The 16461-nt window shown below is 45.1% G+C and carries 13 protein-coding genes; 7 read left to right on the plus strand and 6 right to left on the minus strand.

Going from position 1 to position 16461, the window contains the following annotated elements:
* The first annotated feature begins 9 nt into the window (after positions 1-9).
* A complete protein-coding gene (locus tag C4S60_RS00965; protein ID WP_103878446.1) occupies positions 10-2595 on the plus strand; it encodes a hypothetical protein in 2586 nt (861 codons plus the stop codon).
* Between the two features lie 249 nt (positions 2596-2844).
* On the opposite strand, the gene C4S60_RS00970 is transcribed toward C4S60_RS00965, so the two are convergent.
* The 3 genes from C4S60_RS00970 to C4S60_RS00980 form a co-directional block, all read right to left on the minus strand.
* On the minus strand, positions 2845-3327 hold the full coding sequence (locus C4S60_RS00970) for a hypothetical protein (RefSeq protein WP_103878447.1): 483 nt from the start codon (positions 3325-3327) through the stop codon (positions 2845-2847).
* Between the two features lie 52 nt (positions 3328-3379).
* Positions 3380-3820, minus strand: coding sequence for an eCIS core domain-containing protein (locus C4S60_RS00975; protein ID WP_103878448.1), 441 nt, complete (start codon positions 3818-3820; stop codon positions 3380-3382).
* Positions 3821-3903: 83 nt separating this feature from the next.
* Positions 3904-5289 (minus strand): ATP-binding protein, encoded by a 1386-nt coding sequence (locus tag C4S60_RS00980; RefSeq protein WP_103878449.1) that lies wholly within the window; start codon positions 5287-5289, stop codon positions 3904-3906.
* Between the two features lie 322 nt (positions 5290-5611).
* Between C4S60_RS00980 and C4S60_RS00985 the strand changes: the two genes are divergently transcribed.
* Positions 5612-6178, plus strand: coding sequence for a PhnA domain-containing protein (locus tag C4S60_RS00985; protein ID WP_103878450.1), 567 nt, complete (start codon positions 5612-5614; stop codon positions 6176-6178).
* A 58-nt stretch (positions 6179-6236) separates the two neighbouring features.
* On the opposite strand, the gene C4S60_RS00990 is transcribed toward C4S60_RS00985, so the two are convergent.
* Positions 6237-7178 (minus strand): endonuclease/exonuclease/phosphatase family protein, encoded by a 942-nt coding sequence (locus tag C4S60_RS00990; RefSeq protein ID WP_146060831.1) that lies wholly within the window; start codon positions 7176-7178, stop codon positions 6237-6239.
* A gap of 564 nt (positions 7179-7742) precedes the next feature.
* Between C4S60_RS00990 and C4S60_RS00995 the strand changes: the two genes are divergently transcribed.
* Both C4S60_RS00995 and C4S60_RS01000 read left to right on the plus strand, forming a co-directional pair.
* Entirely contained in the window at positions 7743-8981 is a 1239-nt protein-coding gene (locus C4S60_RS00995) for an aromatic amino acid transport family protein (protein ID WP_103878452.1), read from the plus strand.
* A 184-nt stretch (positions 8982-9165) separates the two neighbouring features.
* Entirely contained in the window at positions 9166-10593 is a 1428-nt protein-coding gene (locus C4S60_RS01000; protein WP_103878453.1) for a methyl-accepting chemotaxis protein, read from the plus strand.
* A gap of 470 nt (positions 10594-11063) precedes the next feature.
* On the opposite strand, the gene C4S60_RS01005 is transcribed toward C4S60_RS01000, so the two are convergent.
* Together C4S60_RS01005 and C4S60_RS01010 are read right to left on the minus strand one after the other, a co-directional pair.
* The gene (locus tag C4S60_RS01005; protein WP_103878454.1) at positions 11064-11726 is read right to left on the minus strand and encodes an HAD-IA family hydrolase; all 663 of its coding nucleotides are present in this window, start codon (positions 11724-11726) and stop codon (positions 11064-11066) included.
* A gap of 124 nt (positions 11727-11850) precedes the next feature.
* Positions 11851-12342 carry a hypothetical protein gene (locus C4S60_RS01010; protein WP_103878455.1) on the minus strand — a complete coding sequence of 164 codons (492 nt, stop codon included), beginning with the start codon at positions 12340-12342 and terminating at the stop codon, positions 11851-11853.
* Between the two features lie 77 nt (positions 12343-12419).
* On the opposite strand from C4S60_RS01010, the gene C4S60_RS01015 reads away from it, so the two are divergent.
* The 3 genes from C4S60_RS01015 (at position 12420) to C4S60_RS01025 (ending at position 16380) form a co-directional block, all read left to right on the plus strand.
* The gene (locus tag C4S60_RS01015; protein WP_410000923.1) at positions 12420-12893 is read left to right on the plus strand and encodes a CreA family protein; all 474 of its coding nucleotides are present in this window, start codon (positions 12420-12422) and stop codon (positions 12891-12893) included.
* Positions 12894-13161: 268 nt separating this feature from the next.
* On the plus strand, positions 13162-14466 hold the full coding sequence (locus C4S60_RS01020; protein WP_103878457.1) for an inosine/guanosine kinase: 1305 nt from the start codon (positions 13162-13164) through the stop codon (positions 14464-14466).
* A gap of 165 nt (positions 14467-14631) precedes the next feature.
* Positions 14632-16380 (plus strand): formate--tetrahydrofolate ligase, encoded by a 1749-nt coding sequence (locus C4S60_RS01025; protein ID WP_103878458.1) that lies wholly within the window; start codon positions 14632-14634, stop codon positions 16378-16380.
* Positions 16381-16461 lie beyond the last annotated feature (81 nt).

A 16461-nucleotide genomic window follows, 5' to 3' on the forward strand; every position in this document is an offset into this window, starting at 1 on the left:
AAACGCATCATGAATGATTTCATCCTAAATCTGATATATGGCCAACACCAGCCACTCTATCGTATATGCTTCAGAACGCTCTTGGTGTTTATGATGTGCTGGGGCTTGTTGTTAACAGTATCAGCGCGATCGGAGCCCACCTCTACAGCAAAGACTGAGAGCATAACCTGCAGTGGTCAGCTACCTATGAAAGACAAGCGTTATAATGGTCGTGTTATTCAACAACAATTGGGGGCTTTGTACCAAGCGGACAGCAATTTTCAGGCCGCACTCAAGTCAAACGGTCGTATGCTTACCGACGGAATTTTTGGTCCCGTGACACACCAATGGCTAGTCAACTTCTGCAATGATTACAATATAATTTCAACGATGGAACAAAGCACGTTCGCCAATATGGGCTTTGTCGAAATCACTCTTCAGGATCTGACCAGAGCAACCGAAATCAACACGCTATTCCCTAGTTGGCGAGACAACGTGGCTCCGAACCTACTACTAAACTTGAATTCCGCGCAACTGTTAACTCTGCTCGCCCCGGAACTCCTATCTGACTCAACGTTAGAAGCAGACAGTTCCAGTGCAGTTCAGGCAGCCATCGAAAGTTACTATTATCAGCTAACCAATGATGACCTAGATCGGCAAAGTACACTAGAAGCATTAACTGCATTGAGCAAAAAGCAGTTTACCCAAAGGAGTGAACTTAATAATCAGTTTGTCACGCTCATCGATCAGTTAGACGTGACCTTCAGCCCCTCATTAGACATTAATAAGTTAATCCAGGCTCAAGCGACGGAAAACGCGACACAGATCAGTAGTGAGACCGAAAGTAAGACTACCACTCAAACCGACACCAGCGCCAAAGCGACCAGTGACGGCGTTGACAGTTCGGCTAATACCAAGGATACCTCAACGACTCCCACCTCAGATGACGACGGTAAAGTCACCCAAACCTCCACAATCAGCACCACAAATACGACTGCCCCCCTTATTTACTGGCAGTTAAACAAAGATGCCCTAACCCAAGCTCTAGAAGACCAGCGCATTTACACCATACCTTCTGCACTACAGAAGAAGTTAACGCCCATCGTAAATCAAGTGTTTGCCAGCGAGTACCTCATCAAGGCTGCGATGGTTCTTGAAGGGATAGATGTCAGTTCCGAAGACGCAATTAACGTTTTTTCTGTCGCCAAAAAGTCCGGGCTGGCTCCGGAAATTAATACGCCTTTGGTCTGGGGTGCGACACCAGGTTGCGGTTGTCAGGACAGCCGTACCTCCATATTTAGTGACGCGACATTCTACGGATTCTTTCCCTACTGGTATCAAGCTGGGACACAACAAACGATAAACTTCAGTCAGCTCGACAGAATCGGTCTGTTTGGTGCCGTGGCAAAACCAAGTAGCAGTGGCAGCTTGCTAGTTCTCCCGCCCAACTGGAGCAATGAACCAGCAAACACCCAGTTTGTTCGCGTGGCCCACCGCTATCGGAGCCAGGTCGATCTTGTTATCACCACACCTCGCAACCTCGATTATGTCGAATTGCTAAATCTCCTTGATCAGAAGTTGATTGAGCAAATTGTCGATGCCGTCAGTCAGCCCGTTAATACTACTATCGTCAATCGCCTGAAGCCTTGGTTAACATTGGGTATGAAACCTGTACCCAGCTTAGGTGACGGCGTAACATTGGACATCGATTTGTCGGTTCTAAATACCGCCGAAAGTCATCAGCAGTTTTTGACATTTGTGCGTAATCTCAAACTCGCCCTTCTCAAAAAGGCCAATTCGGGAGTTTCGAACAACGAAGAGGTCACGGCATCCGCAGATGATCGCTATTTTCTTAACGTCATTGTACCTGTTAACCAGGCCACCTCTTCAAACGCTTCGAATTTTTATCAGTTTGATAACCTCAACCTACTGAGTGAGTTAAGTAACTTACTGATTATGCGCCCTAGTGTGCCTGCCAGTGACTCGAATGCCGGGAAATCATTAACACAAGAGCAAAAAGCGCAATATGAAGTCCGTCAGATCCAGCAATTGCACCAGTGGTTAAGCACCCAAAGTAACCAGCTCAAAGCAGAAGAGCTGTTTAAGAAAATTGTACCCATGCTGATCACTCAGGTTAATAGGGACACAGAGGTCGAACTGACTCAGCTCATACATCTATCCAGCTGGAATTTTATTGGCGCCGCGTACCAACCCATCCCGCTGAATCAACTCAGCCAGCAGCTCATTGACACCACATTCTATCCTGACACCTCTGCTCTCCCTCCGGCGCTGGAAGCCATCGAGCAACAAATCGTTTCCCTAATGAACTGGATATGCCCAAACCGCTGGTTGCTTCGTTTGATTCTTCTTGCTGTATTTTCTGGCATCACCGCGGTATTACTAATCAGCCGTTGGTATTACCCACTGCGTGACTATCTGATTCAACTGCCGTTTGTTTTACTTTGCATCGGTTCACTTTTGATGCTGATGCTAGTATTTGTCTCTGACCCTTATTTCAAAGAATATCAGGTACCCATCCTACTTGGATTTATGGGTCTCATCGTGTGGATTTTATTGGTGGTGAGATGGTTGACGGTTGAAGGGGACAGGCCGTGATGTCTATTTTATAAAGAACATACCAATACTTTTAAATAAGACTACCAACAATAGCTCTAAATACTGTTGTATTTCTCATCAAATGAGATTATTTGAGCAGGAAAGAAGCTCGCTCGAAAGTTTAGTTAGTCCCCAATTTCGCCCGTAAGGCCAAACAAAGAGTTTCTCCCTTTCTCAATGTTCTTTCAATCTGACGTAATTCTTCATCAGTTCACTAAGCTACTCCAAACAGATTGATAGGAGCTATGATCACCCCATTCGACCCGAGGAATGTGCATGATAGACATATATTACATGCCTTGATCTTCTCTCATCGTAATAGCAATTATAACTAATATTACCATTTACAGCGTACCCCGTTCTTCTCCCATTACCTATCAATATAGTTCGATTTTGCCCAACCACTATTTCAGACTGATAGTTCCACAAGTATTGCTCTAACTGTTCATTAGACATGTGAGCAAACGCCCTACTACTATATCTTAACTCTGCCCTATCATAATACTCATGAGACAAACGTTGAATCACTTCAGGATTTTTAGTTCCTGAGCCCGCCCGCTGAGTAACACAAGTATCTTTTAGTTCGGAGGCTTTTCCTCCATCTAGCTTCCTTTGATCAACACGATTATCAATTAATTGTATTGCTTTCTTCTGTGTTCTATTTAGTTGTGGTGAATTACTTAGACTTGAGTTAACTCTATCTCGTTCTATTTGTTCCACATAACTACCCATATATACCTCCTTCAAATTGCATGACAAAACCTAGTGTATGGAGAAGCTATACTTAACCATTCTTTACAGCTTTATTACCCATCTCTGTCGCCTCGGTCTCCAATGCAGGGCTATCGTTGACCGCTTTTCCGCCAACAGTCGTTGTCGGTTTCACCCTACCCTGCATCTGCTGAACAACATGTCCGAGCTCGTGTGGCAGGTGCTTTTCCTGTCCGGGACCAATATGAATATCACTACCCTGTGCGTAGGCATGTGCCTGTAAGGCTGATGGTTTGCCTGAGTTATAATGCACTTTTACATGATCAAGGTTCAGTCCACTCAGGTGTTCCATTCCGGATTTAAGATTGTCAGGGAGACCAGTATGATTTGGCTTCCGCTGGATAGCGTTAGGCTGGCGGTTGTCTTCCAGAATATGTGCAGCTGAACCTTTCGATACACGCTGAACTGGTGGCTGACATGCGTTGGTCCTGGTCGTCTTAGGCTCTGAATACACCTTGTTTTCCCCCACTGTTATTGCCGCTTAAAGGTAGTCTAGGATCGAATATTCAATATGCAAAAAAATGCATCTATGCCTTTTTATACAACAAGCTTATTGTCCTTTTTGAACTCCTGACGGATGCTGGTTACCAGATCCTGATGATAGACCGTACGTTCATTTCTACGAATTGCGGTTAATGCACATTGGCGGAGTACGTTGATAATCTGTCCTCCTGCAAGATGATAATTATTGGCGATCTGTTTCAGCTCAACATCGTCAGCCAGTTCACACACGTTGTGAAAAGCGTTTTTCCAAAGTTGCAACCGTTCTTCGGGGCCGGGCATGGTAAAGTGAACCATATTCTGAAAACGCCTCGTAAACGCTTCATCCATATTCCGCTTTAGGTTGGTAGCAACAATGACGGTTCCTGGAAAATCCTCTATTCGCTGTAGTAGATAGCCAGTCAATTGATTGGCATGACGATCGTTGGAAGAGCTGGCTTCTGTTCGCTTGCCAAACAAGGCATCACCCTCGTCAAAAAACAGAATCCAGTCTTTGTAACTGGCAGCGTCAAATACCCGAGACAGGTTTTTTTCCGTTTCACCGATATATTTCGAAACGACCATAGACAAATCCACCCGATACACCTGCCTTCCTGTCGACTTACCCAACAGCGCCGCAGTAAGTGTTTTCCCCGTACCTGGAGGACCAAAGAATACAGCGCGGTAACCAGGTTTTACTTTATGGGCGAGCTGCCAGTCGTGCATTAATGTGTGACCATAGGATAACCAGGCCCTGATCTCTTCTATCTGGCTCATAACACTGTGTTCCAAAACCAATTCAGACCAATCCAGTGGAGTGTCTAAAGGGTGAGCGGGAAAACTGGAACTGAGTTCAGGCCTGTGTTGCTCACCTGTGACAAAGTAGTTGAGCCAATGCTCTGTCAGCCTATATACCCCTGCCAAGCCTGGAATTCCCGACTCGGTTGGCAAAAGCTCAGTCACCTGTTCTGCCATGAGCCGGTGTTGAGAAGAAAGTATCGACAATGTACGAGCATGCCATTCTGGGTTATTGGCGCTAATAAGAAAGTTGAGCGTTTGACCCGTGGGTACAAAGCCACTGTAGGTTCGATCGGATACACCACCAAACTCTGTGAATGGTCTATCGATCATACCGTTTAGACCAAAAAATAAGTCAAGAGAGTCGGGGCGAATGGCAGGTGCCATAGCTAATGCGAGCGCCAGACGTTCATAGATATCCAATTTCCATTCAATCACAATGTCCGCATAATGACTGCTGCCTGGATGAACAGGCGGTGGTTCAATATCTATCCAATGCTCTTCGTGTCCCTCTTGTTTTAAGTAGCTGCAAATGACCTGACTAATGACGTGAGTTAACCAGTCCACTTCTTGGTACAGTGCTAAAATATTCGCTGTAGTGTGATCCGGTACCGTTCTAGAAAACTCACCTTCGAGCAATCCCATTACATCTCTCCCTATCCTTTTTTTCACATGCCTTCACCTTCTCAGGCCCGGCACCTTCCATATGCAACTTAGATTGATAAATCATACGAAAGTATAGGTCATGACTAATGCCCGGGTTTATTTCTCGTCAACCGTCAAGAAAATACGCGAGCATTCAGACATGTAGAGACTATAAACCTGGAGATTTCACCGGGCTTGATCACACTTTTTGGAAAAACCATGTATAATGCGCGGCTATCAAACCGGTGATACTGAATTTAAGTACCACATAATCTAACTGGACGATGTCGTTCGCCCGGTCTCACCAATAAAAGGTATAAGTATGTCTATTGAAGCAACTCTGCTTGAACGCTGCGAAAACAAATGTGAACTATGTGCTGCAGAAACTGCACTTAAGCCCTTCGCAGTGGCACCTCATACACAAATCACGGTTGATCACGCAATTATGCTTTGTGACGCTTGCACAAGCCAAATTGAAAACCCAGAGACCATGGACGTTAATCACTGGCGCTGCCTGAATGACAGTATGTGGAGTCAGGTAGCTCCTGTTCAGGTTATGGCTTGGCGTCAACTTAAGCGCCTTTCTGCGGAAGGTTGGGCAGTTGATCTGCTCGATATGATGTACCTGGAAGAAGACGTAGCGAAATGGGCGGAATTGGGTCTTGATGAAAATATTGAGAAGCCGCGCGATGTGAATGGCGTTGAATTGAAAAAAGGTGATGACGTTACAGTAATCAAAGACCTGCCAATCAAAGGGTCTTCTCAAGTGATCAAACAAGGTACTGTGATCCGCGGTATCAGCGTTAACGCAGATGATCCAAAGCACGTACAAGGCAAGGCAAATGGACAGGCTATGTATGTCATTGCTGAGTACTGCCGTAAGAAGTAATCAAGCTTGGAGATACGAATTTGAAAAGCAGCCTAAGGGCTGCTTTTTTTGGGCAACGTTACAGGTTAAAACGCGTTTCTATAGGGGCGTGGTCTGAACCATTAATATGACGAATTCGCTCTCGGCTGCAGATGGTTTGGTCGTCAGAGCGAGCATTACGAATCCAGAAATGGTCAATTGCGATAACTGGCTTTGCCGGTAATGTCCAACGCTTGATAAACACCGGCCAACTCGCCACTGGCCAACTTTCAAAACCAGGAAGCATATTGTTAAAGCGCGAGGTCGTACTGGCGAGATTGAAATCCCCCACTACCAGGACCGTCTCAAGTGGAGACGCTTCTGCCATAGTTCGTACATCTTCTATAACTTCATTTCGTTGCAACCAAAGCGCCTTTGTTCTTGGAGATGGTGGGTGAGCGGCAATGAGAAACAGGTTTTTGTCCTCAGATGCCCGCCACACAACTCGAATTATGTTATGTCCGGAGATAGAAGTAACGGTATTCATCCCATACATGGGAGAACGACTCAGTATCATCTGTCCACTCGGATAACCCACTCGCCTTTGACCTCCATACTGATAAGGATAAAGATCACCTAGCAGCTTTAACTGTTCTCCATGTATTGGGGATACTTCCTGCAAAACAAGAATATCCGGGCGCTGTTCACGGGCAAAATCGATAAAGACGCCAATCTGGTTATTATCATAGTAAGTGTTGTATTGAAGTACGGAAACCGCATCAGGGCGGCATTCCTGTTGGCTGTTGTTCATTGGTATCGCGCCAAACGTAACCGCCGATATGATCCCTGCGCAAAATGAGAATAGCGAAAACTTAACAGACCGCGACACCAACATAATGGCAGTCAGCAGTAAATAATATAGAGGTATAAAGACGACAAAGGCAGCCAGATTCTCTAGCTGCCAGTTAAGGTCAAACAAATACAGAGAGTACCCCATTAAGATGGGGAGAATGGTAATAGCAATTAGCAGTAGCTTTCGCAAATCAACTCGTCCAGAGGCACACTGTATTATTCAGTGTAGCTTCTTTTAATAGCGAGATGATTCGCAGCAGCAATGAGGTGAGAGTTAGCTGCGTCATATACCTGTTAGCTATCCTCTGAATGTGTGAGCTCTTCACATTCAGTCAGATCAAAGCCAATCTCGATGGCATCTAACCACTCAAGTGCTTCTTCGTGAGTTTGAGTTTCCATAATTTCATCCTGTAATTAGAGCAAGAGATCTGCCGTGTATTTCACAGAGCAGTATGCACTTGAACACTCGTCATGAGTTTTACCTAACGTATATGACAAATTTAAGAAACCCAAGATAAATCGATGATTAATTTGATACATCTCATTGTTAAACGTTTGCCTTTGATGCTACTTCACGCACCCAATGTAACCTGTACATCTATATTTACACCTGATAAATTAATGTTTACATTTCACTTGTTATTTAGCGCATTAGTCTGCATAATCTCGCAAAAGATAGCAGGTTCAACTCACAATGGCCTAATTGTGTTGTTCAAAATGCCAAATCACCACTATATGTAAAGTTATTTGTACAATGAAATCAAAAATTCTCGGTAGCACACTCATTATTGCGGGAACCACAATTGGTGCCGGTATGCTTGCACTCCCCATTGCGTCCGCAGGTATCGGTTTTGGAACCTCCCTCCTTCTCATGCTCGCACTCTGGGCACTGATGGCCTACACCGCGCTCCTTATGGTGGAATTGCATCAGTATGCTGACCACAATGCGACACTACACACACTGGCGAAACAGATTCTGGGAAACAAAGGCAAATATGTCGCGAGCTTCGCTATGTTGTTTCTTTTCTATGCATTATGTGCAGCCTATATTGCCGGAGGCGGAGGCCAATTTGCAGACCGTCTGGAGATGGTGTTTGGCGTTGAACTATCGGGCACTACAGCAACCCTGTTGTTCACCCTATTGGTAGCGCTTACGGTCACAATCGGTACACATGCCGTTGACAAGCTAAACCGTGTGCTCTTTACCCTCAAGCTTATTGCAATGGGAAGTGTTTTGTTCTTGCTTGCACCGAACGTGACTCAAGGCTATTTGACCAGCATGCCGTTACAGCAAGGTCTAATTGTGGCCTCTATTCCTGTCATATTTACGTCTTTCGGTTTCCACGGCAGTATTCCAGCGATCGTCAACTACCTCGAAGGTGATACCAAAGCGTTAAAAAAAGCGATCGTAATTGGATCTAGCTTGCCACTCGTCATCTATGTGTTTTGGCAGATAGTCACGTTAGGAGTGGTTCAGCAAAGCACTTTGGTGGAAAATACCGGGCTTGCTAGTTTGATTAATTTGCTGGCAGACACGGTGCATGTTGAGAAATTGGCCACAATTATCGGCATATTCGCCGACCTCGCATTGGTGACGTCATTCCTGGGAGTTAGCCTGGGTCTGTTTGAGTACCTACGCGATCTTGGCAGCAAGTTTAACAAAACAAAAAACACGAGCCAGAAGGGCCATACGCTTACATTTGGTCAGCGTGCGGCAGCGGCAGCGGTTACTTTTGTCCCTCCGTTGTGCTTTGCTCTTTTCTACCCACAAGGCTTTATTATGGCATTAGGATATGCGGCTATTGCACTGGCAATCCTGGCCATCTTTCTCCCTGCTTTGATGGTATCGATAACTCGTAAAGCACCGGTTGCAAACACCGGATACCAAGTCGCGGGAGGTCACTTTGCACTGTACACTTCGTTAGTTTTCGGTGTTGTTATAGTCGGCTCGCAACTGCTAGTCACCTTCAAAGTTCTACCTAGCCTAGGTTAATTTAGTGATCGACATCACATATAAAATGAATACATATTAAGGTATTTCATAAAACGTCGATATCATATCAAGATTGAAGGCCCTCAATTGAGGGCCTTTTCTTTATATCAAAGCTGACCTCAATCCCAGGAAGCTTAGATATTGAAAGTCTATTCAAAATAACAAAATCACTCCCGGAGCTACCATGAGAGAAGTGAAATTCAGAAAAATCGACGCATTGTTTATCAAAATGTCGATTAATGACAAAATGTGGGTCTCGTTCGCCCTATTTTTGATCGCATTAACTTTTTCGGCGGTCGGTCGCTATCATGACACCATTTCAAATGCGGAGCTCCATGCTATTGCATCGACAGAGGCCAAACTCAATGCCTACCTTGATGTCACTCAATCAAACAATCAACTGGCAAAACTTGGTGTAACACAAGCAGCAAGCCAAGTATCAAGTCTGTCTAACGGGTCCGTGACTGCAATCTCTCGTGGACAAGATGGTAAGCACTACGCTTTAACGGTGTCAGTGCATCAGCAGCTAGAGCAAGCAAAATCGTCAGCGCTTATGTCATTAGCAACGACTTACTTGTGGGTGATTCCCTTCGCTGTGTTCAGCTATTGGCTAGCAACTTTCCTGGGCGGTGCACTATGGACACTTTATTCTACAACCAAGAAAATTGCTGAAGGCGACTTAACTTCACGTCTGAACTTTGTCGCTGGTCGCGATGAATTTGGTACCATCGGTGTTGCATTGGATCAGGCGATGGATACGCTGACAGAACTTGTCACTACCGTTAAGTCTTCAGCAACCAGTCTCGAAGAGACCGCTTCTTCTTTTCACGAGGAAATGGCGCGAAGCAACAGTCAGATCAGTAACCAATACGCTTCTCTTGATTCCGTAGCGACGGCTATGGAAGAGATGACGGCGTCGGCACAGGAAGTGTCCAATATCTCGCGCCAATCTAATGAGCAGGCAGAAGAGGATACTAAGCAGGTAGAGTTGAGCTACCAGCGTGTTCAAAAAGCCATTGGTGACATCAACCAATTGTCTGTATTTATCGAGGAGGCTTCGCATTCCGTAGCAGCTTTGACAGAAAACACGACTCAGATTAACGAAGTTATCACAACAATCAATGCGATCTCAGAGCAAACAAACCTACTCGCCCTCAACGCCGCCATTGAAGCTGCTCGCGCAGGGGAACAAGGCCGAGGTTTCGCCGTAGTTGCTGATGAGGTACGTACCCTGGCAGGACGAACTCAGACGGCCACCGTGGAAATTCAAGCTATGATAGAAAAACTGCAGTCTGAAAGTCAGAATATCGCGTCGATTACTCAACAAACCGTTGAGCAGGCAGAATCAAGCAGCGCGCTTATCTCGAACATTGGTCACGATGTCAACGCCATTGCAGACTCATCGCGCGCTGTCATGGACATGAGCACTCAAATTTCAACTTCGGCTGCAGAACAGAGTTCGGTGGCTTCAGAAATTGCGGCGGAGCTAAGTGATATTCGTGTTCAGTCCGCCACCATACGCGAAGTGGCGGAGCAAAGTGAAATCGGTATTGCTAACCTGTCTAAAGCCACAAAGACACTCAGTGAAGTGTTGACACGTTACCGCACGTAACACTCACACTAGGTAAAAAAGAGCCAGCAGCAGCTGGCTTTTTTGCTTCAAAACTCTTCAACCACATGTGAGTTAAAGTGCATAACATCACTTACCCTCCCCCAAATTACATTCACCACACAAATGCTTATAATCAACGAATAACAACACAGAATGACTGTTAGTGATATAAGTCGCATTAGTGTGTGAAATTAACGAATTTTACGTACTGGAACTATGAGGTCGTATTAATATAAAGAGGTGTGCGGTAAACGACTAGCAATGGAGCAATATGACATTTAACGACGAACAAAACCCCTTTGCGGGGCTGTGTCCAGTGTGTGGTGGGGATGAAGGCCTATTGTCCGAAGACAACGAGACCTTTCTTTGTGCTCATTGTGGTCATTACACAACCGAATACTCAGAACAAAGCGCTCGTTACTATCGTCAAAAGTTCTCGTCAATTTCGGCAAAATCTATTTCACTAAAACCTACAACGCTGAATTGTTCTGTTCATTAATATAATCAATCACTTGCTCCATCGATGTCAGACAAGTGGCATTGCGCTGCTCATAGTCACAAGATGTAGCAAAGTGAATGGTTCTCAAACCCGCCGAAACGCCCATTCTCACGCCTTTGACTGTATCGTCAACATATAGGCATTCCGTCGGCAAAAAGCCCATGATCGTCACAGAATATTGCAATAAGTCAGGCTCAGGCTTCCAGCTATTTGCATCAAATGCGGAAATAATCTTGCCTGTGAATTTATCAGCTAGCCCAACAATTGACAGCATCTTCTCAGCTTTCGACACCGGACCGTTGGTTACAACGCAATATTCAATTCCTTGTTCATCCAGATAATGTAAGAGGCTCATTACCCCCTCTATAGGGCGCAGTTTCTCCTCGAAGAGGCGCTTAGTTTCTTCTCGGTAGATCGGCTCAAGTAGATCGAGCGAGACATGACTTTTAGCAAGATCTTGAGCCGAAGAAAGAACGTCCGCAATTTTGCCACCAGAAAAGTTATCTGAAACAGCATCGAGACTTAGGCTTACACCTACCTGTTCGAAGGTAGTCACAATGGCCTCACAACATAGTTTTTCACTATCGACCAATGTCCCATCGCAATCAAACAAAACACATTTTACAACTGACATGATTTCACGAAGCCTTTTAACACTTATTTTTTGTTGGATATTAATACACTTCGTTCTGTCAAGCAGGGAGCTATACGGTAGTTTCTAACATTGAAGCCATCAATCCATGAAACTTACGAGTGGATCACCGTTTTTCAATCCAAAAGTGACAAGTTTTTGCAATATCAAAAGATTGTATTAGTGAGGTAGCGATAAATTCATCACTATACGCTGGAGAGCCAACAATATCTGATATCAATACGACCTCTTCCTCACGGGTGATCATTGCAGCCGCCACGGCCTTTCCTTCATGAAAGGAAATAAATAGCTCATAAGTCGGATCCAGAATGATTTGAGCAAAAAATTCCACTACTACGTTCTTTTGACTTTCCACAACCCATCGCTCAGATTGTAGAAGCGCAAACATGACGGTCAATCGATGAAAATCAACACAATGCCACTCAAGTTGGGATTCGGAAATATCCCCCGGTTGAAAAGGTTCTAAATAACAGCCCGTTAGAGATTCCGTATACAAATCTCTTCCTTTCAGGCTTTCTGGTGTTGGGAAATCAACGTCGATCTGACTCGCTAGCCACTGATTTTTTTGCTTATAAAGGCGCGCTGCGACATCTTTCATAATAATCCTGTTCGATTTTTCGGGTAACCTTAGTTAAGGTATACAGACGTATAAAGTAAAAGGAATGCCCTAATATGTTGAAAAAGCTCTTGCTTGTCCCTGCTATCACTCTGGCCCTATATGGTTGCGGTGATAAGGAAGTCGGTGATGTTTCGCTTGGTATGTTCACATTAAAAGATATCAAACTCAATACTCTTACCGATCCAATTGTAACGGGCGTTACCTGCCACATTGCCAGTATAGAAGCGGACCTGAGTCTTTCTGACCCAAGCGACAGTTCTATTTCATGCCGACAAACCGGTGAAATCACACCAGAGATGATCGCCCAAATTGATAAATCCAAATCCGGTGAAGTGGTATTTAAGAAATCTAAAAGTATATTCTTTAAAAGCATGAAAGTTCGTCGCATCTACGATCCGGAAAATCAAACCTTGATGTATCTGTCCTACTCTACCAAAGAAACCTCTGGCAGCTTCAAACATAGCTTGTCTACCGTTCCTTTGTGGAATACAGCCGCCTATGTAAACCCAACTGAACCCGTCACTCAGTAAACAGAGTTTATCTGATGACCTTAGGCTAGTTTCATTGCACACTACCTAAGGTCAATCAGATAGTTAACACCGCGAGTATCATTGGTGTTCCCTTCTCTGATTCTCTCCCAATAACTAGTCCCCTTTTATCCTCGCCATTCAGTGTTTTCGCTATTGTTTGCAAAGGATAGCCATCGCGAGACAAATCACATTTACACTGCAATTTTATGAAACATTTTTGGAACCATTGTGATATTATGCGGCAAATTTTGATCCGCTAGCCTTTACTATGAGATTTCCTGGACAACGCAAGTCAAAACACTATTTTCCAACTAGCAAGAAAGACCTTTCTGTTAGCCAAGCCCAGTCTGCCCCTAAGCTATTCAGACCCACGATTGTCGGTGTCGGGCAAACCATCGTTGACATCGAGGCTAGAGTCGATGATGACTTTCTTGCTAAGTATGAACTGAGTAAAGGACACTCATTGGTTTTAGAAGAAAGCAAGGCGGACGCCCTATATTCAGAATTAGTTGAAAAAGGCCTGATTACGCATCAATTCCCTGGTGATACCATTGGAAACACCTTACACAACTACTCTGTATTGGCAGACAGTAAGTCTGTGCTATTGGGTGTAATGTCCAAAAATATCGAAGTTGGTTCTTACGGATATCGATACTTGTGTCGCACCTCTTCTCGAATGAATCTGAACCACTTACAAACGGTCGATGGTCCTATTGGTCGCTGTTACACGCTAATCACTGCCGATGGCGAACGTACATTTGCCATCAATGAAGGCGAAATGAACCAACTCAAGCCAGAAAGCATTCCAGAATCGGTATTTGACAAGGCTTCTGCCCTAGTCGTTTCTTCATATTTGATGCGTGGGAAGCCGGAAGACCCAATGCCTCAGGCCGTCGCTCGTGCGATAGAAATAGCTAAAGCCAAAGCAGTGCCGGTTGTTCTGACTTTAGGAACTAAATGGGTAATCGAAGGCAATGAAAAGTTCTGGCAGGACTACATTAAAGAAAATGTCACCATCGTTGCGATGAACGAAGAAGAAGGTCAAGCACTGACGGGATTCTCAGACCCTTTGCTGGCTGCTGATAAAGCGCTCGATTGGGTGGATCTTGTGTTGTGCACCGCTGGTCCCAATGGACTGTATATGGCGGGATACTGTGACAATGTGGCACTACGCGAGACGACACACGATATTTTGGAAGGCGATATCGAGCAGTTCAACAAATTCGAATTCAGTCGAGCTATGCGCAAAGTTGACTGTTCAGACCCACAAAAAGTCTACTCGCACATCGGTCCCTACCTCGGTGGTCCTCTACAAATCAAGAATACCAATGGTGCGGGTGATGGTGCACTATCAGCGTTACTGCATGACATGACAGCCAACGATTTCCATTGCAAAAATGTACCGGACTCAGATAAGCACGTTGCACCTTGTCTAACCTACTCCTCACTATCACAAATTTGTAAATATGCGAACCGAGTAAGTTATGAAGTTCTCACACAACACTCTCCAAGATTAACCCGCTCACTACCCGAGCGTGAAGACAGCCTGGAAGAGGCATATTGGGACAGATAAAAAAGAGGCTTCGGCCTCTTTTTGTTTTCAAAACAGACAACTAGTTTGGCGCTGATTATTTTTAGAGCAGCATGCTGAACATTTAACTTTACAAAGCATTTTTAACCAGTATTATCTCGACGCAAACGTTTCCCTCAACTATTTTGTGGCTTTTAAGGACCGTTAATGCTATCCGATATCGATATCTGTCGTACGACGTCGCTTTCCCCTATTTCAGACATTGCTAAGCAGTCAGGGCTGCTTGATTCTGAGTACCACCCTCAGGGCTTTTACAAGGCTAAGGTTTCTTTGGACGCGATTAAGCGCCTGGAAAGCAATTGCGATGGCAAACTGGTTGTTGTCACCGCTATTACTCCGACCCCATTAGGTGAGGGAAAAACCGTCACTACCATCGGTTTGTCACAAGGTTTAAAAAAACTGGGACAATCGGTAATGGCCTGTATTCGTCAACCGTCCATGGGCCCTATCTTTGGCGTTAAAGGTGGAGCCGCAGGTGGGGGGTATTCTCAAGTTGCCCCGATGGAGGAGCTTAATCTTCATTTAACCGGTGATATTCACGCTGTGACGGCGGCACATAACCTCGCCGCAGCCGCTATTGATGCAAGGATTTATCATGAACAGCGCCAAGGCTACGAGGCTTTCGAGCAACGCACTGGCCTGAGGGCAGTTAAGATAGACATCAAGAACGTCGTGTGGAAGCGAGTTGTCGACCACAATGACCGTGCACTTCGAATGGTTACAGTGGGACAGAATGAAGTAAACAAGACTATCAACGGTTACGAACGTGAAGATGGGTTTGATATCTCCGCAGCGTCAGAGTTGATGGCGATTCTGGCTCTCTCTAAAGATCTCAAAGATTTGCGTTCGCGTATCGGCAGAATAGTTCTAGCCTACTCCATAGATGGTGAACCCATTACCACAGAAGATCTTCAGGTGGCCGGCGCGATGGCCGTCAGCATGAAAGAGGCCATTGAACCTACATTGATGCAGACTCTGGAAGGCGTTCCAACGCTGATTCATGCGGGTCCATTCGCCAACATTGCCCACGGAAATTCTTCGATTATCGCTGACAGTATTGCAACCAAGCTTAGTCGTTACACCATCACTGAAGGTGGTTTTGGCTCAGATATGGGTTTCGAGAAAGCGTGCAATATCAAAGCTTCGGCTACTGATAAAAAACCGGATTGTGCCGTGATTGTTGCCACATTGCGAGGTCTCAAGGCCAACTCTGGTTTCTATGACTTAAAACCTGGTACTCCAATTCCAGACTCTATTTACGGCCAGGATAGTGAAGCACTTAAAGCTGGATTTGAAAACCTGAAATGGCACATTAACAATGTCTCCAAATATGGTGTGCCAGCGGTCGTAGCTATAAACCGCTTCCCTCAGGACTCTGATGAGGAGTTAGCAATACTGAAACAGTGGATATCACAGCTCGATTCTAACTGCCGTGTAGCCATCAGTGAGGGCTTTGCCAAAGGTGGAGAAGGCACCATCGAGCTAGCAAATCAGGTCGTGGCTGCCTGCGAATCTAAGGCAGAGTTTACGCCACTATACACATTAGAGCAGCCGATTAAAGAAAAGCTCATGGCTGTGTGTGAAGTAGGCTATGGTGCTGCTCGAGTCACATTATCGTATCAGGCTCAGAAGCAGTTGGAGCTATATGAGAAACATGGCTTCAATCATCTTGCAGTATGTCTGGCAAAAACTCCCCTGTCTATCACCACAGATGGTAGTATCAAAGGCGCGCCTTGCGGTTTTGACGTAGTCATTCGTGAACTGCGCCTCTGCGCTGGTGCAGGTTTTATCTATGCTTTATGTGGCAACGTGATGACCATGCCTGGTTTGCCAGATAAACCCGCATTTATGTCACTTGACCTGGACGAAGACGGTAATATTGTAGGTTTGAGTTAACATCTTCTATCGACAATCCATATGCATGAAAAAGCGACGCAGAAGCGTCGCTTTTTCATGATTTCTCTATTAGCTATCTGC

Origin of the sequence: Vibrio hangzhouensis (genome assembly GCF_900107935.1) — a bacterium.
In the GTDB taxonomy this organism is placed as follows: Bacteria; Pseudomonadota; Gammaproteobacteria; order Enterobacterales; family Vibrionaceae; genus Vibrio; species Vibrio hangzhouensis.

Coding starts and splice junctions, on each gene's coding strand:
- C4S60_RS01005 (WP_103878454.1), bottom strand. CDS start 11,726: ATGTCAGTTGTAAAATGTGTTTTGTTTGATTGCGATGGGACATTGGTC.
- C4S60_RS00970 (WP_103878447.1), bottom strand. CDS start 3,327: ATGGGTAGTTATGTGGAACAAATAGAACGAGATAGAGTTAACTCAAGT.
- C4S60_RS00985 (WP_103878450.1), top strand. CDS start 5,612: ATGTCTATTGAAGCAACTCTGCTTGAACGCTGCGAAAACAAATGTGAA.
- C4S60_RS00980 (WP_103878449.1), bottom strand. CDS start 5,289: ATGGGATTGCTCGAAGGTGAGTTTTCTAGAACGGTACCGGATCACACT.
- C4S60_RS01010 (WP_103878455.1), bottom strand. CDS start 12,342: ATGAAAGATGTCGCAGCGCGCCTTTATAAGCAAAAAAATCAGTGGCTA.
- C4S60_RS01020 (WP_103878457.1), top strand. CDS start 13,162: ATGAGATTTCCTGGACAACGCAAGTCAAAACACTATTTTCCAACTAGC.
- C4S60_RS01025 (WP_103878458.1), top strand. CDS start 14,632: ATGCTATCCGATATCGATATCTGTCGTACGACGTCGCTTTCCCCTATT.
- C4S60_RS00965 (WP_103878446.1), top strand. CDS start 10: ATGAATGATTTCATCCTAAATCTGATATATGGCCAACACCAGCCACTC.
- C4S60_RS01000 (WP_103878453.1), top strand. CDS start 9,166: ATGAGAGAAGTGAAATTCAGAAAAATCGACGCATTGTTTATCAAAATG.
- C4S60_RS00995 (WP_103878452.1), top strand. CDS start 7,743: ATGAAATCAAAAATTCTCGGTAGCACACTCATTATTGCGGGAACCACA.